21 protein-coding genes are annotated in these 20,421 nt (G+C 71.1%); 11 read left to right on the top strand and 10 right to left on the bottom strand.

Annotation, left to right across the window (positions count from 1 at the left end; all coding sequences use genetic code 11):
* Nucleotides 1-10: 10 nt before the first annotated feature.
* Nucleotides 11-931: a carbohydrate ABC transporter permease gene (locus ACIQM4_RS18270; protein WP_401592466.1), complete on the top strand. Its 921-nt coding sequence runs from the start codon at nt 11-13 to the stop codon at nt 929-931.
* Nucleotides 932-1,123: 192 nt separating this feature from the next.
* Complete coding sequence (locus ACIQM4_RS18265; RefSeq protein WP_401592464.1) at nt 1,124-2,563, top strand: GH1 family beta-glucosidase; 1,440 nt, start codon at nt 1,124-1,126, stop codon at nt 2,561-2,563.
* A 94-nt stretch (nt 2,564-2,657) separates the two neighbouring features.
* Here the strand turns inward: ACIQM4_RS18265 and ACIQM4_RS18260 are convergent, their stop codons facing one another.
* The 3 genes from ACIQM4_RS18260 to ACIQM4_RS18250 form a co-directional block, all read right to left on the bottom strand.
* Nucleotides 2,658-3,647, bottom strand: coding sequence for a Gfo/Idh/MocA family protein (locus ACIQM4_RS18260; protein WP_401592462.1), 990 nt, complete (start codon nt 3,645-3,647; stop codon nt 2,658-2,660).
* Between the two features lie 186 nt (nt 3,648-3,833).
* On the bottom strand, nt 3,834-4,214 hold the full coding sequence (locus ACIQM4_RS18255) for a thiol-disulfide oxidoreductase DCC family protein (RefSeq protein WP_401592461.1): 381 nt from the start codon (nt 4,212-4,214) through the stop codon (nt 3,834-3,836).
* Between the two features lie 88 nt (nt 4,215-4,302).
* Complete coding sequence (locus tag ACIQM4_RS18250) at nt 4,303-5,013, bottom strand: hypothetical protein (RefSeq protein WP_401592459.1); 711 nt, start codon at nt 5,011-5,013, stop codon at nt 4,303-4,305.
* 175 nt (nt 5,014-5,188) lie between these two features.
* On the opposite strand from ACIQM4_RS18250, the gene pip reads away from it, so the two are divergent.
* The 5 genes from pip to ACIQM4_RS18225 all read left to right on the top strand — a co-directional run bounded on the left by pip (nt 5,189) and on the right by ACIQM4_RS18225 (nt 10,599).
* Nucleotides 5,189-6,148, top strand: a complete 960-nt coding sequence (gene pip, locus ACIQM4_RS18245; protein WP_401592457.1) for a prolyl aminopeptidase — start codon at nt 5,189-5,191, stop codon at nt 6,146-6,148.
* Nucleotides 6,149-6,345: 197 nt separating this feature from the next.
* The gene (locus tag ACIQM4_RS18240; RefSeq protein WP_401592455.1) at nt 6,346-6,549 is read left to right on the top strand and encodes a hypothetical protein; all 204 of its coding nucleotides are present in this window, start codon (nt 6,346-6,348) and stop codon (nt 6,547-6,549) included.
* Nucleotides 6,546-6,710, top strand: coding sequence for a hypothetical protein (locus tag ACIQM4_RS18235; RefSeq protein ID WP_401592453.1), 165 nt, complete (start codon nt 6,546-6,548; stop codon nt 6,708-6,710). Before ACIQM4_RS18240 ends, ACIQM4_RS18235 begins: the two co-directional genes overlap by 4 nt.
* Entirely contained in the window at nt 6,689-7,090 is a 402-nt protein-coding gene (locus tag ACIQM4_RS18230) for a flavoprotein (protein ID WP_401592451.1), read from the top strand. The genes ACIQM4_RS18235 and ACIQM4_RS18230 overlap by 22 nt, the downstream gene beginning before the upstream one ends.
* A 374-nt stretch (nt 7,091-7,464) precedes the next feature.
* The gene (locus ACIQM4_RS18225) at nt 7,465-10,599 is read left to right on the top strand and encodes a discoidin domain-containing protein (RefSeq protein ID WP_401592449.1); all 3,135 of its coding nucleotides are present in this window, start codon (nt 7,465-7,467) and stop codon (nt 10,597-10,599) included.
* Between the two features lie 229 nt (nt 10,600-10,828).
* Here the strand turns inward: ACIQM4_RS18225 and ACIQM4_RS18220 are convergent, their stop codons facing one another.
* Together ACIQM4_RS18220 and ACIQM4_RS18215 are read right to left on the bottom strand one after the other, a co-directional pair.
* Nucleotides 10,829-11,068 (bottom strand): DUF5133 domain-containing protein, encoded by a 240-nt coding sequence (locus ACIQM4_RS18220; protein ID WP_401592447.1) that lies wholly within the window; start codon nt 11,066-11,068, stop codon nt 10,829-10,831.
* An 821-nt stretch (nt 11,069-11,889) separates the two neighbouring features.
* A complete protein-coding gene (locus ACIQM4_RS18215) occupies nt 11,890-12,405 on the bottom strand; it encodes a hypothetical protein (protein WP_401592445.1) in 516 nt (171 codons plus the stop codon).
* A 136-nt stretch (nt 12,406-12,541) separates the two neighbouring features.
* Here ACIQM4_RS18215 and ACIQM4_RS18210 point away from each other — a divergent pair, with 136 nt between their 5' ends.
* Nucleotides 12,542-13,027, top strand: a complete 486-nt coding sequence (locus ACIQM4_RS18210) for a YrhB domain-containing protein (protein ID WP_401592443.1) — start codon at nt 12,542-12,544, stop codon at nt 13,025-13,027.
* Nucleotides 13,028-13,124: 97 nt separating this feature from the next.
* On the opposite strand, the gene ACIQM4_RS18205 is transcribed toward ACIQM4_RS18210, so the two are convergent.
* Complete coding sequence (locus ACIQM4_RS18205; protein WP_401592442.1) at nt 13,125-13,736, bottom strand: hypothetical protein; 612 nt, start codon at nt 13,734-13,736, stop codon at nt 13,125-13,127.
* Between the two features lie 320 nt (nt 13,737-14,056).
* Nucleotides 14,057-14,953, bottom strand: coding sequence for a LysR family transcriptional regulator (locus tag ACIQM4_RS18200; RefSeq protein WP_401592440.1), 897 nt, complete (start codon nt 14,951-14,953; stop codon nt 14,057-14,059).
* A gap of 165 nt (nt 14,954-15,118) precedes the next feature.
* Between ACIQM4_RS18200 and ACIQM4_RS18195 the strand changes: the two genes are divergently transcribed.
* On the top strand, nt 15,119-15,460 hold the full coding sequence (locus ACIQM4_RS18195) for a DoxX family protein (RefSeq protein ID WP_401592438.1): 342 nt from the start codon (nt 15,119-15,121) through the stop codon (nt 15,458-15,460).
* A 151-nt stretch (nt 15,461-15,611) separates the two neighbouring features.
* On the opposite strand, the gene ACIQM4_RS18190 is transcribed toward ACIQM4_RS18195, so the two are convergent.
* A complete protein-coding gene (locus ACIQM4_RS18190; RefSeq protein WP_401592436.1) occupies nt 15,612-16,493 on the bottom strand; it encodes a SigB/SigF/SigG family RNA polymerase sigma factor in 882 nt (293 codons plus the stop codon).
* A gap of 378 nt (nt 16,494-16,871) precedes the next feature.
* On the opposite strand from ACIQM4_RS18190, the gene ACIQM4_RS18185 reads away from it, so the two are divergent.
* Together ACIQM4_RS18185 and ACIQM4_RS18180 are read left to right on the top strand one after the other, a co-directional pair.
* Nucleotides 16,872-17,303, top strand: coding sequence for an ATP-binding protein (locus tag ACIQM4_RS18185; protein ID WP_401592434.1), 432 nt, complete (start codon nt 16,872-16,874; stop codon nt 17,301-17,303).
* Nucleotides 17,304-17,532: 229 nt separating this feature from the next.
* A complete protein-coding gene (locus ACIQM4_RS18180; protein WP_401592432.1) occupies nt 17,533-18,333 on the top strand; it encodes a DUF6585 family protein in 801 nt (266 codons plus the stop codon).
* Between the two features lie 145 nt (nt 18,334-18,478).
* Here the strand turns inward: ACIQM4_RS18180 and ACIQM4_RS18175 are convergent, their stop codons facing one another.
* Complete coding sequence (locus ACIQM4_RS18175; RefSeq protein WP_401592430.1) at nt 18,479-19,345, bottom strand: GNAT family N-acetyltransferase; 867 nt, start codon at nt 19,343-19,345, stop codon at nt 18,479-18,481.
* 199 nt (nt 19,346-19,544) lie between these two features.
* Nucleotides 19,545-20,048: a nucleoside deaminase gene (locus ACIQM4_RS18170; RefSeq protein ID WP_401592428.1), complete on the bottom strand. Its 504-nt coding sequence runs from the start codon at nt 20,046-20,048 to the stop codon at nt 19,545-19,547.
* Nucleotides 20,049-20,421 lie beyond the last annotated feature (373 nt).

The following is a 20,421-nucleotide window of genomic DNA, read 5'->3' as shown; positions in this document are numbered from 1 at the left end:
AGGAGCCCCCATGACCACAGACAGCCTCCCGGCCCGGACGGACCCCCGGCCCCGGACCGCCCCGGAGAAGGCCGCCCGCACCGGCCGCCGGCTGCTCGGCCAACGCGCCGGCCGTCAGCACCACGCCGGTCCGCTCGCCTACATCCTGCTCGCGATCACCGCCATCGTGTCGATCTTCCCGCTGTACTGGACGATGGTGGCCGCCTCGACCGACAACACCCGGGTCAGCCAGACACCGCCACCGCTGCTGCCAGGACCCAACCTCCTCAGCAACCTCGCCCGCGCCTGGACCGAGGCGGCGATGGGCAAGGCCATGCTCAACAGTCTGATCGTGGCCGGTGTCATCGCGCTGTCCACGGTCATGTTCGCGACGCTGGCCGGGTTCGCCTTCGCCAAGCTGCGCTTCAAGGGCCGCAACGTCCTGCTCATGCTCGTGATCGGCACCATGATGGTGCCGCCCCAACTCGGCGTCGTCCCACTGTTCATGATGATGTCCGAGCTGGGCTGGTCGCAGGAGCTGCCCGCCGTCATCTTCCCCACCCTGGTGAGTGCGGTCGGCGTCTTCTTCATGCGGCAGTACCTTGCCGAAGCGCTGCCGGACGAACTGGTCGAGGCCGCCCGCGTGGACGGGGCGCACTCCCTGCGCATCTTCTGGAGCATCGTGCTGCCCGTGGCACGGCCCCCGATGGCGGTCCTGTTCATGATCACGTTCGTGCACGCCTGGAACGACTTCTTCTGGCCCTTCGTGGTGCTCGACATCACCAACCCGACCGTCCCCGTCGCCCTCACCCAGCTCAGCGCCGGATACGTACGCGACCAGTCCCTGATCATGGCCGGCGCGCTGCTCGGCACGCTGCCGCTGCTGGCGATGTTCGTCGTCTTCGGGCGTCAGATCGTCAGCGGCATCATGGCGGGCGCCGTCAAGGGCTGACGCCCCCACCCACGGCAGATCGTCCCCCCACCCACGGCAGATCGTCCCCCCCACCCACGGCAGATCCCCCCCACTCACGGCAGATTGTCCCCCCACGCACGGCAGATCGTCCCCGCGCCGACGGCCGCTCGTCCCTGCGCCGAGCGTCCCCTTCTCACCCCACTTCGCACACTTCACCAGGAACGGACACACGTGGTCACCGAAGCGCACCAGCACACCGTCCCCACCCCGGAGCCCGCCCGCACCTTCCCCGAAGGCTTCCTGTGGGGCTCGGCCACCGCCTCCTACCAGATCGAGGGTGCTGCGGCAGAGGACGGCCGCACGCCGTCCATCTGGGACACCTACGCCCGCACCCCCGGCCGGGTCCGCAACGGCGACACCGGGGACACGGCCACCGACCACTACCACCGCTGGCGCGAGGACGTCGCCCTCATGGCCGACCTCGGCATCGGCGCCTACCGCTTCTCGCTCGCCTGGCCGAGGATCCAGCCCACCGGCCGCGGCCCCGCCGTACAGAAGGGACTCGACTTCTACCGGCGGCTCGTCGACGAACTGCTGGCCAAGAACATCCAGCCGGTCGCCACCCTCTACCACTGGGACCTGCCGCAGGAGTTGGAGGACGCCGGCGGCTGGCCGGAGCGCGCCACCGCCGAGCGGTTCGCGGAATACGCGGCCCTGGCCGCCGACGCGCTGGGGGACCGGGTCCACACCTGGACCACCCTCAACGAGCCCTGGTGCAGCGCCTTCCTCGGCTACGGCTCCGGCGTGCACGCCCCCGGCCGCACCGACCAGGTCGCCGCCCTGCGCGCCGCCCATCACCTCAACCTGGCCCACGGCCTGGCCGTCCAGGCGGTACGGGAGCGGACCCCCGCGGACAGCCGGTGCTCGGTCACGCTCAACATCCACCACGTGCGCCCGCTCACCGGCAGCGACGCCGACGCCGACGCGGTCCGGCGCATCGACGCACTGGCCAACCGGGTCTTCACCGGCCCGATGCTGCGGGGCGCCTACCCGGAGGACCTGCTCAAGGACACCGCGGCGCTGACCGACTGGTCCTTCGTCGACGACGACGACCTCCGGCAGATCCACCAGCCGCTGAACTTCCTCGGCGTCAACTACTACACCCCCACCCTCGTCTCCCAGGCCGACGGAAGCGGCGCCCACACCTCGGACGGACACGGCAGGAGCGCCCACAGCCCGTGGCCGGGCGCGCGCGAGGTCGCCTTCCACCAGCCGCCGGGCGCGACCACCGCCATGGGCTGGGCCGTCGACCCCAGCGGTCTGCACGACCTGCTGCGCCGACTGGCCTGCGACTTCCCCGGCACGCCGCTGGTCATCACGGAGAACGGCGCCGCGTTCGACGACTACGCCGACCCCTCGGGCAACGTCAACGACCCCGCCCGCATCGCCTACTTGCACGGCCATCTCGCCGCCGTCCACCAGGCCATCGCGGAAGGCGCGGACGTACGGGGCTACTTCCTCTGGTCGCTGCTGGACAACTTCGAGTGGGCACACGGTTACAGCAAGCGCTTCGGCGCCGTCTACGTCGACTATCCGACCGGCGCCCGTATCCCCAAGGCGAGTGCCCGCTGGTACTCCGAGGTCGCGCGGACGGGCGTCCTGCCGGCCTGACCGGGTTCCGGTGCACCCTCCTCGAAGGGTGGTGCCGAGACACGAGCCCGCCCCGTCCCCGGCATCCGGGGGAGGGGGCAGGCTCGTGCCGCTCTCACTCCCCGGGGTAGCGCACGCCGATCAGGGCGCGGACCGCGTCCAGCGTGTCCATGACCGCGAGGGTGCCGGCCAACGGCACGAGCGGCGACTCGGTCAGCCCCGACCGCAGGCACCGCATCACCTCCTGCGCCTGGTGACCGTATCCGTTGCCCCGCTGCGGCGGTGCGGTGAACTCCCGCGGCTCGTGTCCGTCGCGGTGGAGCACGAAGGAGGGCGGGTTGTAGAAGTCGGCCGGTATCTCGATGCGCCCCTTCGTGCCGTACACCACCGCCCCGTGCTCGTCGTCGGCGAGCAGCGAACACGACAGCACGGCCATGGCCCCGCCGGGGTGTCCCAGCAGGATGCCGGTCTGTTCGTCGACGCCCCGCGGCGACAGTCGCGCGTGCGCCGTGACCGACTCCGGGGCGCCGAGGAGCAGTTGCGCGAACGACACCGGGTAGGTGCCCAGGTCCAGCAGCGCGCCACCACCGGCGGCCGGGTCCCGGAGCCGGTGCTCCGCCGGAACGGTCACCCGGGCCCCGAAGCGGGCGTGCAGGGAGCGGATCTCGCCGATGGCGCCGTCGGCCGTCAGTTCCACGACACGGCGCACCAGCGGATGCACGTACGTCCACATCGCCTCCATCAGGAACAGACCCCGCCGCGCGGCGAGTTCGGTCAGGAGGCGGGCCTGCCGGCCGCTCAGCGCGAACGGCTTCTCGCACAGCACCGGCTTTCCGGCCTCCAGGCAGGCCGTCGCGGCCGTCACGTGGTGTGCGTGGGGGGTGGCGACGTAGACGACGTCGACCTCGGGGTCGGCCGCCAGCTCGTGCGGACCACCGTGCACCCGGGGGATGCCGAACCGACGCGCGAACTGCCGTGCGCCGGCCTCCGACCGCGACCCGACGGCCGTCACCCGAGCACCGGGCTCACGCGACAGGTCCTCGGTGAAGGCGGCGGCCATGGCGCCGGTGGCCAGAATTCCCCATCGGATGATCTGCTCGCTCACTCGCCACTCCTGATTCCGGTGCGTGCGGGTGCGTACGGATGCACGCGGCTGCGTACGGATGGCGCTCGGATGCGTACGGCTGCGTGCGTGCGGCGAAGCCCGCACAGCCCTCGCCGCACCCACCGCACTCTATGGGTACGTTCCCATTCGCGGAACGGCTACGTCACAGGTGCACAGGCCGTCGCGTCATGGCCGTTGGGCGGGCCGTGCGCACGCGGCGGTTCCGCCGGGCAGACGGTGGCGGTTGTCGGCCACCAGCCGGTAGAGACCGTGCGCGACCCAGCGCACGGGCGGCAGCGTGAGAAGGGCGCCCACCAGCGGCCATGCCCCGCCCGCACTCAGCAGAGCCTTGGCCACTGCCTGCGCGCCCCCGTACACCGTGCCCACCGGAGTCACCCACAGCACTTCGTACTCGGCTCGCTCCTGGCGGACGCCGAGTGCCTCCAGGTCGCTGAACTGCCACGCGACGACCTCGCAGCGAGGCCGGACGTGCCGTACCGCGAACTCCGCCGAGGCGGTGCAGAAGCCGCAGTCGCCGTCGAAAACAAGCACAGGCAGAGTCCTCATTGCCCCATCATGGCGGACCGGTGCATTCGGTGCGTCCGTACGTGTGTGGCCCGCGCGTGTGTGCCGCAGTTCCACCCCGTCCATCCCGTCAATTCCGCAGCCAGACCCGCAGCGGAGCGACCGGCTGGAAGCCGTGGCGGACGGCCGCCGTCAGATCCTGCCCGTGCTCGTAGCCGACCAGGGGCAGGCCCGGGAACAGCCGGTGCGCCGCGTCCAGCACGAGCGGCCATGCCGCGTCGGGGCCGCCGTCCAGGGCGAAGATGTTGGAGATTCCGACCGCGTGACCGCTGCGGCCGGCCACCGCTCCGGCCACCACCCGGCCGTCGGGCGACCGTCCGGCGAGCACGAAGGTGGCCGGGTCGTCGAGCAACTCGGGACGGAAGAGGCCGGCGTCGCCGTTCCCGCCGTCCCAGGCGTGCGCCCAGTCGCGCAACAGGTCCGCATCGCGCACCACGACCCAGCCGAGGTCAGAGACACCGGCGGGCGCGCCTGCCGGGCGGTGGATCCACTGCGCCTCGAACAGCACGCGGAAGCCGGCTCCCGACAGGTCGAGGTCGGCGAAGCTGTCCTTGACCGAGGCGCCGGGCGCGGTGACGTCGATACGCGCCGTCAGCGCGGCCGGGTCGGCGCCGGGTACCAGCGTCACGGCGTCGGGGTAGTAGAGGGGAGTACGGGCCGAAGCCGTCCAGGCCTGTCCGTCGAACGAGCTTGCCACGTCGTGTGCTCGGCTCATCGCCGCGCACCATTCGGCGTTGTTGCGGGCGGCGATCTGGACCAGGAGCTGCTGCGGTGTCGTCACGAGTGGGGAGCATGCCCTGCACAGGACGGATCGTCGAACGGTTTTTCGACGGCGCGGACACGGAGGTCATCGCGGTGGCGGGCGCGCGGGACAGAATTGAGAGAGCCCGTTCCCGTGCTCGTCGTCCTCGACCAACCTCGCGAAGCTGTCCTTCGCGCCCCAGGAGGAAACCGCCATGACCCAGCCGTTCCCGACGGTTGAACCGTACGCGCACGGTTTGCTCGATGTCGGCGACGGCAACCAGATCTATTGGGAGACGAGCGGCAACCCGGACGGAAAGGCGGCCCTGTGCGTGCACGGCGGCCCCGGCAGCGGGGGGCGCCGCGGCAGTCGTCGGATGTTCGATCCCGAGACGTACCGGATCGTCCTGTTCGACCAGCGTGGCTGTGGCGAGAGCACACCGCACGCCTCGGACCCGGACGTCAGCCTCGAACTCAACACCACGCACCACCTCGTCGCCGACATGGAGCGGCTACGTAAGCATTTGGGCATCGAGCGCTGGCTCCTGTACGGCGGCTCCTGGGGCTCGACGCTGATTCTCGCGTATGCCGAGCGTCACCCCGAGCGGGTCTCCGAGATCGTCGTCGCAGGCGTCACCATGACCAGGCCCGAGGAAACCGATTGGCTCTACCACAGGGTCGGCCGGCTGCTGCCCGGCCCCTGGGAAGCGTTCCGCGACGCGCTGCCGGAGGCGGACCGGGGAGGCAACCTCGTGGCGGCCTACAACCGACTGGTGAACAGCCCGGACGAGGCAGTCCGGGTAAAGGCGGCCCAGGACTGGTGTGCTTGGGAGGACGCCGTCATCGCCCACGAGGCACTGGGCAGGCCCGGCGCGTACAGCGACAAGCCCGGCGATGCGCTGATGGCCTTCGTGCGGATCTGCGCGCACTACTTCGCGCACGATGCTTGGCTTGAGGACGGTCAACTACTGCGCGAGGCGGGCAGGTTGGCGGGGATTCCTGCGGTGCTGGTGCACGGCCGGCTCGACCTGGGGAGCCCGCTGAAGACCGCGTGGGAGCTGGCCAAGGCGTGGCCGGACGCGGAACTCAAGGTGATCGACGACTCGGGCCACACGGGAAGCCCCGCGATGCAGGACGCGATTCTCGCGGCGACGCGGAGGTTTGGGGGAGGGTGAGGGGTGAAGGGCCCCGGCCCGGGGGCCGACGCGGACGCGGCGAGGAAGCCGGCGGTCTGGCCGATGATGCGGCGCGCAGTGGGCGGTACTGCGGCCCGCTCCGGCCGTCGACCTGAGCGGTCCGCTCCGGCCGTCGACCTGTCCATGGGTGGGGCGAACCGGAGCGGGTGCACGTGGGGCGCCGCGCGGTGTACTGGATGGACGTGGCGCGATCCCTGCACCTGTGCGGCCGGCCGGACAAGGCGGTGACGGCGCTGCCGGCTGCGGAGAAGGAAGCGGAGGAGGAAGTGTTGTCGCGACCGGTGGTGAAAGAATTGATCGGCGAGATGGTGGCACGTGATCGGGCGGTCCGACTGCCCGAGCTGCGGCAACTGGCTTCCCGTGCGGCGGTGCCGGTATGACCGCCCCGGTGTTGTACGTCGTGGCCTGCGCGGCCGGCCCCGCCTCCGAGGTCGGCGCCTTGGTCGGCGAGGCCGTCGACACCGGATGGGATGTCTGCGTGATCGGCACGCCGGTGGCCGTCGAGGCGGCCTCCTCGACGTGCAGGGGCTGGCCGAGGTGACGGGCCGGCCGGTCCGCTCCGCGTGGAGCCGCTCGGGCGAGCAGAAGAGCAATCCGAAAGCGGACGCCGTGGTGTGTGCGCCGATGACGATGAACACGGCGAACAAACTGGCTGCCGACATCTCGGACACCTATGCGCTGGGGGTCATCATCGAGATGGTCGGGGTCGGCGTTCCCACCGTCGCCCTGCCATTTTGGTCGACCGCACTGGATGCTCACCCCTCGACGCGTCGTTCGGTGGCGGTCCTGCGCGAGTGGGGTGTTCGGGTGCTGTACGGGCCGGGTGAGTGGGAGCCTCACGAACCGGGCACGGGCGGCGAGCAGTTGGTCAAGTACCCGTGGGCGCTAGCTCTGTCGGAAGCGCGGCGCCTCTCCGGGTGACCTCTCTCCTGTGCAGGAGACCCGGTATCAGGTGCTGCTGGTGGTGAGGGTGGACACGGTGCGCGCGGGCTAGTCGAGGCGGTCCGCCGGACGATTGCCCCGCCCCGGCACCGGCCATCGCCAAGAGCCCCGCTTGCCCTAATCAAGCGCCAGAGCGCGCAGGGAGGGGAGGTGCGACCGGCCCTTTGACCTGCCGCGTCTCCGGGCCGCGGCCTGAGGCCTGGGCCCCAACCCCGGTCCCCACACCCCCCGACCACCCCTCCGCCCCGACCGCCCCGCCCCCTCCATCTCCCTTGACGCGCCCACCCCGCGTCCGAACAATGATCGCCAGCTGACAACGTTGTCGTTCGGAAGGTCGTACCGCTATGTCGCCCATGTCGCCGCAATCCTCGGGACTCACGCGCCGGAACGCCCTGCAGATACTCGGTGTCGCCGGTGTCGCCGCCGCTCTCCCGGTCGCCCTCGGTCCGGGGGAGGCCGCGGCCGCCGCGGCGCCGGACGCGGTCGCGGAGACGTACTACCGGGTCCTCCTCAATCACACGCGCTGGTCCGAGACCCGGTGGGACCCGGCCCAGGGGCACTACACCGACAAGGACTTCGGGTTCGCCGTCGTGCTCGGCAACGCCGTCCTGCTGACCCGGGGCACCTTCGACGCCGAACGCGCCGGGGTCGACCTGGACACGCTGCGCACCCGGACGCTCGCCACGTTGAAGCACTTCGCCGCCTCCAACCGGCTCACCGGCGGCACGCAGTGGGGCAGGCGGCTGTTCTTCGACACCACCTTCCAGTCCTACTTCGTCCTGGCCGCACGTCTGCTCTGGGACGACCTCGACGACGTGACGCGACGTCATGTCGACACGATTGCCCGTGAACAGGCGCAGTTCACCACGGCGTTGGGCACCGCTGACGACCCCGACTCCGGAGACTGGGGTCCGAACGGGCTCCTTGGCGGCTTCGACGGTGACACCAAACTGGAGGAGATGGGCATCTACGCCCAGGCACTCGCCCCCGGCCTGGCGTGGGCGGGCGACGACCAGCGGTACGAGACGTGGCGCGCCGCCTTCGGCCGGTGGAGTCGCAACGAGGCGGGCCTCCCGGCCGCCGACCTCGCCAACCCGGCCCGCGTCGACGGGGTCTCCGTCAGCGCGAACACCGCGCAGAACCTGTACGACACCTTCATCGTGGAGAACCACGGCTCGTTCGGCCCGCACTACCAGCAGGAGCTCTGGCGCACCTCCGGACGCAACGCCGCCCACTTCCTGACCGCGGGCCGCGCCCTGCCCGAGGTGCTCACCTCGCAGCCGAACGCCGCTCCCCTGTGGCGCACCCTGCTGGGCGTGATGAGTGACGCGGGCGAGCCCCTGATGCCGATGGTCGCCGACCGCGAGCGCCTCTACGGCCGCGACGTGATCCCGCTCGCCTTCCTGGCGCAGGTACTCGGCGACCGTACGGCCGCGGCATGCGAACTAGCTCTCGCAGAACGCCTGGAGGGGTACCAGCAGTACCCGCCGGAGCACCGTATCGCCAAGTTCTCGGGGGAGCCCAAGTACGAGCCGGAAGCGCGCGCGGAGGTGGCCATCAGCTATCTGCTGCACGAGTGGCGGGCCCGCTCGGGGAACGGCCGCGTACGGCCCCTGTCCCAGGCCGAACTCTTCGAGCAGGCGAGCGGCGTCCAGGACCACGGCGCGGGACCGGGCCTGGTGTCCCACCAGTCCCCCGGAGCGTGGGCAGGCGTCGTCAGCAAGCCGGACTTCGTCAAGTTCGCCTGGCAACCCGCGCACGACGACTGGCTGTTCGCGCTCAGTGGTACGACACCGATGTTCCTGCCGAGCACCCGGGCCGAGGTCGTCGGGCGGAACGTGGTCACGTACGAGCGACTGCGGGACGGCTTCGACGGAAGCGCGAGCGTGCTGACCCTGGAACAGGGGCACGCGGGGTTCGCCACGCTCCCGTCGGGAGCGGTGGTGTACGCCTCCTCCGGCACGGCGGACGGTGAGGGGCACCTGGAAGTGCACAACCTGGCCATGCCGGGCGTGCCCGGCCTCGACGGCAGCCGCACCTACCGGGTGTCCGAAGGGAGCGGGACGGTCCCGGCGAAGACCGGCAGCTCGACGTCCGCAGGGCCGCGCGTGGACGAACTGACCTTTCCCCGCGACCAGTTCCGCCACCTTCGGATGCAGGGCGTACGGCCCGACCCGTCGTACGGCTACTCGCTCCACGCCTTCGAGATCCGCGACGGCTCGTTGGGGGACGACCTGGCCCGCCGCGCCGGGGCGACGGCTTCCGCCTCGTCCTTCGAGCCGGGCAAGGAGCCCTCGCTGGCGGTCGACGGGGACGGGACGAGCCGCTGGGCGGTGTCGCGCGCGGACCGCTCCAAGGCGGACAGCTGGCTCGCCGTGGACCTCGGTGCCTCCCTCGCGGTGGACCGGGTGACGCTGCGCTGGGAGAGCGCGGCGGGTCGCGCGTACCGGTTGCAGGGGTCGCCCGACGGGCAGCGGTGGACCGATCTGGTCGTCTGGCCGCGCCCCGACCTCACCAGCCGCGGCGGGTGGCTGGACGTCGACGGCCGGGCCGGCCTGGTGGTGCGGGGCTCCGCCACCCACCCGATCTCGGTGTACGGCGACACGGTCGTCCTCTCCGACGGGCCGGCGACGAGCCTGCTGGTCGAGGGTTTCCCGGGCGCGACGCCGACGGAACTGCGCGCCGCGGCAGCCCGCAAGACACCGGCGACGGACTCCGCGCACGTCAAGGCCGCCCTCACCGAGTACCACCTGAGCCTCTTCAATCTCTCCTCGGCCCCGGTGGCCACCACCGTGACGATCCCGGACCCGGCATCCGGGGGCGTCCGGCTCTACGAGGGCGTCCAGACCCTCACGGAGTCCGGCACGGACTACCGCGCCGAACTGGGCGCCGCCTCTGCGGTGTTGGCACCACCGCGCATGGTCCTTTCCGCGGGGCGGCGCCCCGTCGGTCTGCGGGCCGAGGTCATCGACGGCCGTACCGTACGGCTGAGCGGACCGGCCTGCCGTGTCACCGTCTCGGCCCAGGGCCGGAGCGTCGGTGCCACGGTCCGCGCGGGGCGCGCGACCACCGTCACCGTGCCGCGTGCCACGGCGTATCCGCTGGCCGACCTGGCACTCGGCCGCACGACCTTCCCGACCTCGCCACTGCCCGCCGGTATGACGGACCCGCGGGCGGCGGTCGACGGGGACAGGGGCACGGCCTGGACCCCGGGGCCCGGCGGCCGCATGGTCGTCGACCTCGGCCGGGAATGCCACATCGGCGAGGTCCGCGCCGAGTGGCGGGGCGGTCGGATTCCGGCCGCACAGGTAGAGTTCAGCCTGGACGGCCGTACCTACAAGGACGCGGCACAGCTGTCGCCACGCGGAATCCTGCGCACCGACCGCACGGCGCGCTACCTGGCGCTCCAGCTCCTTTCCCCGGGCGGCGCGGGCGGCGCGGGTGAAGCGGGTGAAGCGGCGCTGGTCGCCCTGACCTGCACCTCGTAGCGGGAGCGGCGGCCGCCGGGGGGCGCACTTGCCCGGGGAATCGTCGGTTCGCCGCCTGCGACGGTCAGGAATCCGTCGGGCTGCGCCGACCGCGACGAACTCGTCGACAGCACCAAGGCCCGCACCGTGCTCGGCCGGCGACCGCGCCACCCCGGAATTCTTGAGGACATCCTCACCTACTACGCGGCGTGGGACCGGGCGCGGACGCGGAACAGCCGGTGAAGCCGTCCTAGGCGGCGAGCGCCTCGGTGTCCTGCTTCCGGTGCTGGACCGTGGGGTGGGCCAGCAGGAGCTCCGCGGCTGCGAGGGCCTCGGGTACGCCGGTGGTCGCGGTGATCACGCACAGCGTGTAGGAGACGTTCTCCAGCGCGAGCCGGTTGGCCTCGTCGGGGGAGGCGTCATAGGCCTGCTGGGCCGCCGCCCGGCGGTTCAGGACGTCGCGCAGGACCTGCGGGTTGGGTACGAGCATGATGGGTGACCTCTCGGACGGAGCCTGCGGCGGCAGAAGCATCGGCGGCGTACGGCATCGGGGGGCGCCCCCGGGGACAGCGTCGGAGGATGAGACCCCTCCGCCCCAACGGTTTCCCCGTCCTCCCGCTTCATGCACTCCACTCTGTCCGGGTGCCGGAGCGCATTCCCCCGCCGGCGGGCGGCGGGCAGCGGGCGGCGCGCGGCGGGTAGCGGGCAGCGGGCGGCCGGGGCCGCGCGGTTACCTCTGATTCGGACGCCCAAGAATCTATGCTGGCTGGAGTAGACATTGGGGTGTGGGGTGGTTATGGTTTCTCTCGTAGCCAGAGAGACAGCAAGCCCGGCAGAGACGAACTGCCGGGAAGTTGTACCGCAGTTGCAGTCCGTAACGCGGTGCGGTGGTGGAGTTCCGAAGCCGGTCAGTGGCAGATGGCGACGGGGCTGACCACCGGACCGGGTGGCCCGCAGTGATCAGGGGCCGCCGCCGGTAGTTCCGCAAGTGCAGTACGAAGCAAGTGCAGTACGCAGTACCAGCAGTTGAGTGAATGATCCGCAGAGGGATGAACGGAGGAGCAGGCGCCATCAGGATCGCCCGGACGGAAATGCAGAGTCCGGGTACCGCAGGACATCGCGTAAGTGAGGTGGTCTCCGGTCAAGCAACCGCGATCCCCGGGCCTCCGACGGCACACAGGTCGGACGGTCGGAAACAGTAGGCCGGCGCAGAGCCAGGGCCGGCAGATGGTGTAGCAGTTCCTTCGGGGCCCGGTGCCGTACGGCACCGGGCCCCTCCAGCGTGAACCCGCCAGAGCACGAGGGACCGGTTCAGGAGGAGAAGTCCTGGCCGAAGCGGTAGCCGCGCAGGCAGTACTCGAACCCGGACTCGCCGAACGGGTCGATGTCCTCCCGGCGGCAGTACCGCGCCAGGCCTTCGGAGACGTGCCAGTGCGTGCCGTCGTACCAGAAGACACCGCCCGCGTAGTGAATGGAACGGCCCGTCGCGGAGTCCGTGAGGTTCAGCGACTCGTAGTTCTCGGGACGGTCGCGGACCAGGGCGACGAGGGATTCGGGCACGCCGTCGTAGAGGGACTCCTGAAGGGCGTAGTCCTCCTCGGCATACAGGTTCAGCTCCGACTCGTGGTCGAACGTCAGCAGCAGTACGCGGCCGTCCTCAGCGAAGTACCAGACCGCGGACTGACCGCCGCCGTCGTTCCAGGCCAGACGACGCGCGCCGGGCACGGCCACCGGCTCGACCCCGGCACGTTCGTCCATGACGGCCGCACGGCGCCGCACTTCGGGGAGGGGCGTCGCCACGAGGGCGTCCCACATCGCGTTACTCATCCCCGGAGGGTATCCACCGCCGCCCCGTACGAATTCGCTGGCCCGGAGGCGGGGCCGTGCGGGAGGCTGCACGTGTGATCGAACGGGGTGAGGCCGTCCGGGCCGTCGAGGAGCAACTGGAGCGCGACTACCGCGCGTGGGAAACGTCAACGAGCACGAGCTGGTGTGGATCGTCTCCTGGCAGTCGGTGGAGTTCGTACGTACTCGGGACCCGCGGTTCATGCTGGTCGGCGCAGGTCCCTACCTGGTCGACCGTGTCGACGGCGGGCTGCACCAGGTCGGCGTCGTCTCCGCGGCGAGCGGGGAGTGGGAGGCCGACTACCGGGCCCGGATACGTGGGCTGCCGGTGCGCACCGCGGTGGACGAACTGCACGATGCGCTACGCGGCGCAGCCGTTGCACGCGGACGCACGCACGCTGCGCGGACCTTGCGCCGACGACTGCCGCTGCTCTCGCCCGCGGAGGCCATCGAGTACGTGGGCGCCCTGCTTGCGGGCGAGGCGCCCGCACACCTCGTGGCCGTGGCGACCAGGGAGCTCGTGGAACCTCTCAACCCGGTCCTCGGGGTGCAGACCGTTCTGAGCGGGGCAGAGATCCGCGCCGGTCGGAGAGTCGGGGAGTAAGGGGAAGGCCGGTCGGCGTGCCGACCGGAGCGGGGAGAGCGGCTGTTGGCTGCTCCCCGACTCCGGCTCGCGGACTCCGCCCGGCGGGGCGGCCCGCTCAGGCGGCCCGGACCACCTGGCAGGAGCAGTGGTGGAATTCCAGGCCCAGTTCCTGGTCCACGGCCGCGCTCGACCGCGTGGCGGCCCCGGTGACCTTCTCCCAGGAGCCGTACTTCACGTAGAGCTGGTCGGCGGTCGGGCCGAGGGGGTTGCCGTACTTCTTCAGGTTGCGCGCCTCCAGCTCCGCGACCTGTTCGCGGGTCATGCCGGCCCGGACGACGTCCTTGGCGTCGTTGCGCATGTCGACCAGGGTGCGGGCGATCTCCTCCTCCGAGCGCCCCTGTGCGCGCATGTCGCACTCGGTGCGTCCCATGTCCTCGAGAAGGTGGTGGTAGCGAAGCCGCTGATCACGGGCGACCTCACGCTCCTGCGGGGTCTCCCGTCGGATCAGGCACACCACCGGTTCCGGGCTGGAACAGGGGCCGAAGTCAGGGGTGGCCTGGGAGACGGGGGCCACGACCACCGAACCACAGCCGGCGTCGGACCGGCACGGGGCCCCGAGGGTTTGCGCGGCAGCGGCAGCGGCAGGCTGCAGGGGGAGGAAGGCGACCTGGGCGGCGAACAGCGCGGGAACCACGCGAACGGCGAGAGAACGCAGACTGGGTGACATCCGCTCATCGTGGGGACCGAACACGACGGGACCGCGGCGCGGCTGGCCGAAGTACCCCGAGCGCGGCACCGACTCCACTCGGCAGAGTGAAACGGTCACGAGCTCACGCGGTGAGGGGGAGCTGAGGACGGCTCAGCCGGCGTACGGTTCGGCTGAACGTTCGGCTCAGCTGACGCGCGGTTCGGCTGAACGCTCGGCTCAGCCGGCGCGCGGTTCGGCTGAACGCTCGGCTCAGCCGGCGCGCGGTTCGGCTGAACGCTCGGCTCAGCTGACGCGCGGCTCCGCTGACGCTCGGCTCAGCCGCTCGGCTGACGCACCGCTCAGTGCATCGCCCTCGGGCCCAGCGTGCGGGCGAAGTCGGCGAAGGCGCGGATCAGTGCCGATTCGGCGGTGGTGCGCCACACCAGGGCCCATTCGGTGGGCGGGACGTCCCGGATGGGAACGAATGTGACACCGGGGTGGGAGTAGTAGCGCAGCACATGGGCGTTGAGCGGCGCGACCCCGGCGCCGGCCGCGACCTCGGTCAGGGCCTCGTGGAAGGTCTCCAGCGGGGAACCGCTCGTGCTGACGGGCCGGCCGCCAGGGGTGCGGACGGGCAGCATGGCCGCGCCCCACGGCTCCGGAAGGCCGAACCTCGGCCTCAGCACCGGGTGGTCGGCGAGCACCTCGATGCTCACGTCCGCGTGCCCCGCAAGCTCGTGCCAGCCGGCCACGGCCAGCACCCGGCCCTCGGTCAACAGCACCGGCCCCACCGTGAGGTCCGGCTCCGCGACGGGCAGCCAGATCAGCAGTACATCGGCAGCACCGCTGCGCAGGGGTGCCAGGGGGTCACTGAAGTGGATCTCGCGGAACCGCACACCGCAACCCGGGTGCTGGGCCTCGAACCCGGCCGCCATGCCCCGCAATTCGTGCCCCAGGGCCCCCATGACACCGAGGGTCAGGGTGCCCGAGACGCGGTGGGTGGAGGCGGTGGCCTCGGACAGGGCGTGCTGGATGCTGTCGTACCCGCTGCGCAGAGCCTTCGCCAACTGATCGCCGAGCGGGGTGAGTCGCACGGTCCTGCTGGTCCGCTCGAACAGTGCGCCACCCAGGCGCCGTTCCTGAGTCTTGATGACCTGGCTGACCCGGGCCTGGGAGACATGCAGGCGTTCGGCGGTCCGGCGGAAGTGCAGTTCCTCGGCGAGCGTCAGAAAGATCTCGATGTCCCGGAGCTCCACTCCCCACCTCCCCCTGCGGCCCCTCCCCAGGTTCGGGCCCGGATCAATAATGCCGGGTTATCGATCATTGCGGAAGTCGTTGTTGATGCGCGTGCCGCCTCGGTGCAGGCTCGGTCCTGGCGGTGGAAATTGGCTCACCGCCCTTGTGAGTCAAGGAGTTTCGCTGTGTCCCTCGCCGTTGTCCTGACCGTTCTGACCGCTGCGTGGGTGGCCTTCTCGGGGGTCTCCCTGCTGCGGCGCGCGCCCTTCGTGGTCGACCCACTGGTGTCCTACGGGGTCCCGCGTTCCTGGTGGCCCTGGCTCGCCGCCGCCAAGCTGCTCGGGGCGGCCGGTCTGCTGGTGGGCCTCGCCGTACCGGTCGTCGGCGTGATCGCTGCGGCGGGGCTGATCGCGTACTTCCTCGGAGCGGTCGTCACCGTACTGCGCGCACGTTCGTTCAAGACCGTCGCCTTCCCCGTGCTGTATCTGGCGCCGGTGGTGGCCACCTTGGCCGTCGGCTTCGCCTGAACCCTGCGGCGGGGCCGGGGCCGGGGCCGAGCCGGGTCGGGGACGGACCGAGCGGTGCTCCGGCGCCGTGGGCACACGTACGGGCGCTGTGGGCACACGTACGGGCCCCGTGCTGTCGGTACGGGGCCCGTCACAGGAGCGTGCGTGCGGATCAGGCCTGGGTGAGCATTCCCGCGCGGAGCTGGGTCAGGATGCGGGTCAGCAGGCGGGAGACCTGCATTTGCGAGACACCGAGTTCCTGGCCGATCTCGGCCTGGGTCAGTTCCTGGCCGAAGCGCATCGACAGGATCCGCCGGTCGCGGTCGGAGAGCTTCGCCAGGAGCGGGGCCAGGGTGTGGAGGTCTTCGAAGAGTTCCATGCCCGGGTCGCAGGCGCCGATGAAGTCCGCGTACGAGGTGGGCGACTTGGAGCCTGCGTCGCCCGTGTCGGCGGGCAGGTCGAGGGAGCCGGCCGTGTAACCGTTGGACGCCACCAGTCCGTCGGTGACCTCGGCCTCGGCGAGTTCGAGGAGTTCGGCGAGTTCGGCGACTGTGGGGTCACGGTCCAGGACCGTTGCCAACTGCTCCTTGGCCTTGGCCAGTTCCGTACGGAGTTCCTGGAGCCGGCGCGGTACGTGCACGGCCCAGGTGGTGTCGCGGAAGAAGCGCTTGATCTCGCCGGTGATGTACGGGATGGCGAAGGAGGTGAACTCCACCTCACGGGACAGGTCGAACCGGTCGATGGCCTTGATCAGCCCGATCGTGCCGACCTGGACGATGTCCTCCATGTCGCCGCTGCCCCGGTTGCGGAAGCGGCGGGCGGCGAACTTCACCAGCGACAGGTTCATCTCGATGAGGGTGTTGCGCGCGTACGCGTACTCGTGCGTGCCCTCTTCCAACTCCTGGAGCCGGTCGAGGAACAGCTTCGAGAGCTCGCGGGCATTCTTCGGAGCGACCGTTGCGGGGTCCGAGATCTGCGGCAGGGTCATCTCCTCGATCGCCGTGCCGGTGTTGTTCCGTTCCGCCACCGTCGCGACCCCTGCTGCTGCCACCATCGTCGTTTCCTTCCAGTCTGCGCCTGTTGGCCGGCCCGTTGCCCGCCCCCTCGTGCCACTCCAGCTCTGCCCTGCGTATAAACACCCATGCGCCATCACGCGCAAGAAATTCACATCAAATGCTCGGGCGACCGCAGATGCCGGGGTAACCGCACGCAGGGGCGCGGCAGATACGCAGGGGCACGGCAGGCACGCACGGGCGCGGCAGGGACAGCCAGGGCCGCAGGGACGCGCCAGCGACGAGCGGTCCGCAGCGCGGACAGGGCGAGCAACCGGACGAAGAGGGCATACCCGGGGGCGGGGCGGGCACATGCAGTGATGTCGCTGCACCGAACACCTGGCGCAGCTCGGAAACGCAGCCTTACAGGAGGTTCTGCCATGCCCCGCACCGCCCCCGCACAACGGCCCGCACCGGAGGACGCCTTCCAGCTGGCTGCGGAAGAGTGCGGGGACCAGACGGCATCGACCCGGGCGCGTGCCCTGATCACCGAGCTGCTGCACCGTTGCGCCCGCACTCCCAACACCGCCCGCGTACGCGGCGACGCCCATCTGGCAGCCACGGAACTGATCAGCAACGCGCTGCGTCACGGGGGCGGGCTGACCGGCTTCCGCGCGCAGCTCAACCCGGAGGCCACGCAACTGAGCCTGCAGGTCGAGGACACCAGCTCCGCGCTCCCGCAGTTGGCCTCGCCGGCGGACCCGGCAACTCCGGGAGGACGAGGCTGGGCCATCGTGAAGGAACTCGCCACCGCCTGCACCGTCGCCCTGCTCCCCGCGGGCAAGCGCATCACGGTCACCCTGGCCGTCTGAGGCCGTCTGAGGCCGCCCGGGGGCACCCCGGCCCAGGATGTCGTGGCCCGAGGGCGTCCCGGCCGCAAGTACGCGGGCCCGCCCGCGCACCCGATGTACCAGCGCACCCGATGTACCCGCCCGCCGGAACGCCCTTCCCGTACGGGCTCCTCTCCCCGATAATGGCCTTCCGCTGTCTGGCCTTGGGGGGCTTGTGTCGGATCGTGGATCGACTCCTGTTCCGTCCGTCATGCGCAGAGTCGCGAGCGAATTCGAACTCGGCTCGCGCCAAGGGCTGGTGTGGACCGAGCCCAAGCGCTTCCCGTGGCTCGTGGTCCTGCTGCCGACGCTCGTGGGACTGCCGGCGCTCTGGCTGGGGATTTCGGCGGCGCTGGAGGGCGCGCGGAGCGACGGCGCCTGGTACTTCGGGCTCCCGCTGCTCATTGTGGGGATCGCCATGGTTGCCGCGGCCGGTTATTTCCTCTTCCTCGCGCTCAGGAGAAGGCAGGCGCAGGTCTGGGTGGGCCACTACCAGCACGGCATTGTCCGGGAGGTCGCCGGGCAGGTCCCGGAGGCGTACACATGGGACGAGCTCGACGGCATCCGTCGGAGCAGCACCAGAGTGACGAACGGGATCACCGGCGTCACCACGCACGAGCTCTGGATAGATCCCCGCGAGGGCGCCGAGATCACGGTGACCGACGCGTACAAGGGGGTCGCACGGTTCATCGAGGAACTGGACGAGAACTTCACACGCGTACGGCTGCCGCAGGACAGGGACCGCCTGAAGGCGGGCGAGCGCATCGACTTCTTCGGGGCCCACCTCGATCCCACCGGCGTCGGGTACCTCGGCCACCGGCTCGGCTGGCACGAGGTCGAGCGGGTGGCGGTGGAACACGGCTGGCTGGAGATTCACCGCCACGGCGAACGAAAGCCGTGGGCCAGGCTCCCCGTAGCGGCGGTGCAGAACCTCTCGGTCTTTCTGGCCCTCGCCACGACGATGCGCCAGGAGGCGGTAGCGAAAAGACCCCGGCCGAACGATCCGGCCTGACCGGGCGATGTGGCCGCGACCGGACGACCGGACGACCAGACGACCGGGCCTGACCGGGCGACCCGGCCGCGACCGACGACCCGGCCTGACCGGGCGATGTGGCCGCGACCGGACGACACCCGCGGCCTGACCGGGCCTGCTTGGTTCAGGCAGCTCGGGAGACGTCCAGCCGTTCGGGCGACGGTTCGTAGCCGGCTGCCCTGTAGGTGGCAACGGCGGCGGTGTTCGAGCTCGGCGTGCTGACGAGTGCGCTGGACGCACCCAGTTCGCGCAGTACTGCTGCGGCGGCGACGCTGATGGCCGTCCCGTGGCCGTGGCCGCGATGGTCGGAGTGCACGCCCACCGGTTCCAGCAGGCCGGGTTTGCCGGGGCCGGCCGACCAGACCGTCGCGGCGGCCACCGCGTTGTCCTGGTCGTCGTAGCCGATCAGGCAGCGGGCGTCGGCATAGACGGGCCCGGTCGCGAGGACGTGCCAGATCTCCTCGGTGAAGGCCGGGCTGCCGAATGCCGAGCGGTGCACCGCGGTGCGCACCCCCGCCGTCCGCGGACCGGCCACCTCGATCCGCAGGCCGGAGTCCTTCACCGGTCCGGAGAGGTCGCGGCGCAGCGGCGTCCACGGCTCGTCCAGGTTCCAGCCCGCCTCCAGGAGCACCTCGCGGAGCAGCGCGCCGTGGGGGACTTCCAGGCCGACCTTCCCCGGCGGCAGGACCTCGCGCCCAGGATCGTCGAGGTCCGCCAGCAGCCGGCGGGCCAGCTCACCGTCCTGGCGCAGCTCCGGTGCGGTCGTCAGGCGCAGCACATCAGGCGCGTCCAGGTATCCGACGGCAATGATCCGACCGGCCACGCTCCAGGTGCGGACGGCTGCGGCCAACCGCTCCGCGCCCAGCGCCCAGGCCCAGCCGAGGTCTCCCGGATGGAGTTGCAACGGCGTGCGATCGTCCTGCCAATCGCGCAGAGCGTCCACGGCCTCGGTCAACCCGTCGACACCGGGCTCGTTCAGAACGATCGTCATGTCCCGCATCCGACACCATCGCGGCGGCAGGGCGCACCCGGTTTTACCCAGCCGGAAAGGGCCGCCGCCCGGAATCCGCGTCGTATGACGACGTGACGCCGGGGGCGGCCCCCAGGTTGGTGCGTGGTGGAGTTACGGCTGTACAGCGGGCGTTTCGGCAGCGGGTGTCCGCCCGGCCGACGTCACCGCGGCCGGTGGCTCAGTAGTCGACGCGGTCGGACTTCGCCAGCCACGCGTCGAACGGCTGCGTACGGTTCGGCAGGTCGAGCTGCACGATCTGCGCCGGCCACTCCGACTGCGGCCTCTTCTCGAAGAGGTCGTAGAACTTGCGGTCGTCGAAGCCGGCCACCGCTGCGTCGTCACGGTCCGCGGCGAAGACGATCCGGTCGACCCGGGACCACAGCGCGGACGACAGACACATCGGACACGGCTCGCACGAGGTGACCAGGACACAGCCCTCCAACGAGAAGGTGCCCAGCTCCTTGCACGCGGCGCGGATCGCGCTCACCTCGGCGTGCGCCGTCGGGTCCAGGCTCGCGGTGACCTGGTTGTTGCCGAGCGCGACGATCTGACCGTCCTTCGCGATCAGGGCGCCGAACGGGCCGCCGCCGTTCGCGACGCTGGTGGTGGCCAGACCGATCGCCTCTTCCATCCAGGCGCGCTCAAGCTCCGGGAGGGTCTTCTCTTCGGTGTACGCGGTCATGGTCACTCCTCTTTCGGCAACGTTCGGGGGGCTGTCCTGATGCGCCGCCCGCCGGGAGACGACCGGGGCTGCGACCAGGACCTGCAAGACATCGCGGGTGCCGCCCGGAATCAGAGCGGCCGACGGCACCCGCGGGAGCTCATCTCGGCGCGGCGCCGCGGATGTGCTCGACGACAAGGGCGGGCGGGCCGAGCTGGATCGGGGCGAACGGGCGAGGACATCGTGCAGCGGCCACGGATGAAACCCTCCTCGGTCTCGGCGTCGGACGAAACCGACGGTGGAGGGCCCATCGTCGGTGCAGGACGCCGAGGCCGACAGCCACCGAGGATGCCCCGCGCACGGATCTGCGGCGAACCCACGGCGCTCGACCCTC

It is taken from the genome of Streptomyces sp. NPDC091272 (genome assembly GCF_044757485.1).
Taxonomy (GTDB): domain Bacteria; phylum Actinomycetota; class Actinomycetes; order Streptomycetales; family Streptomycetaceae; genus Streptomyces.
Note: the sequence above shows the minus strand (reverse complement) of the source record. Positions and strands in the feature narration are given on the sequence as shown.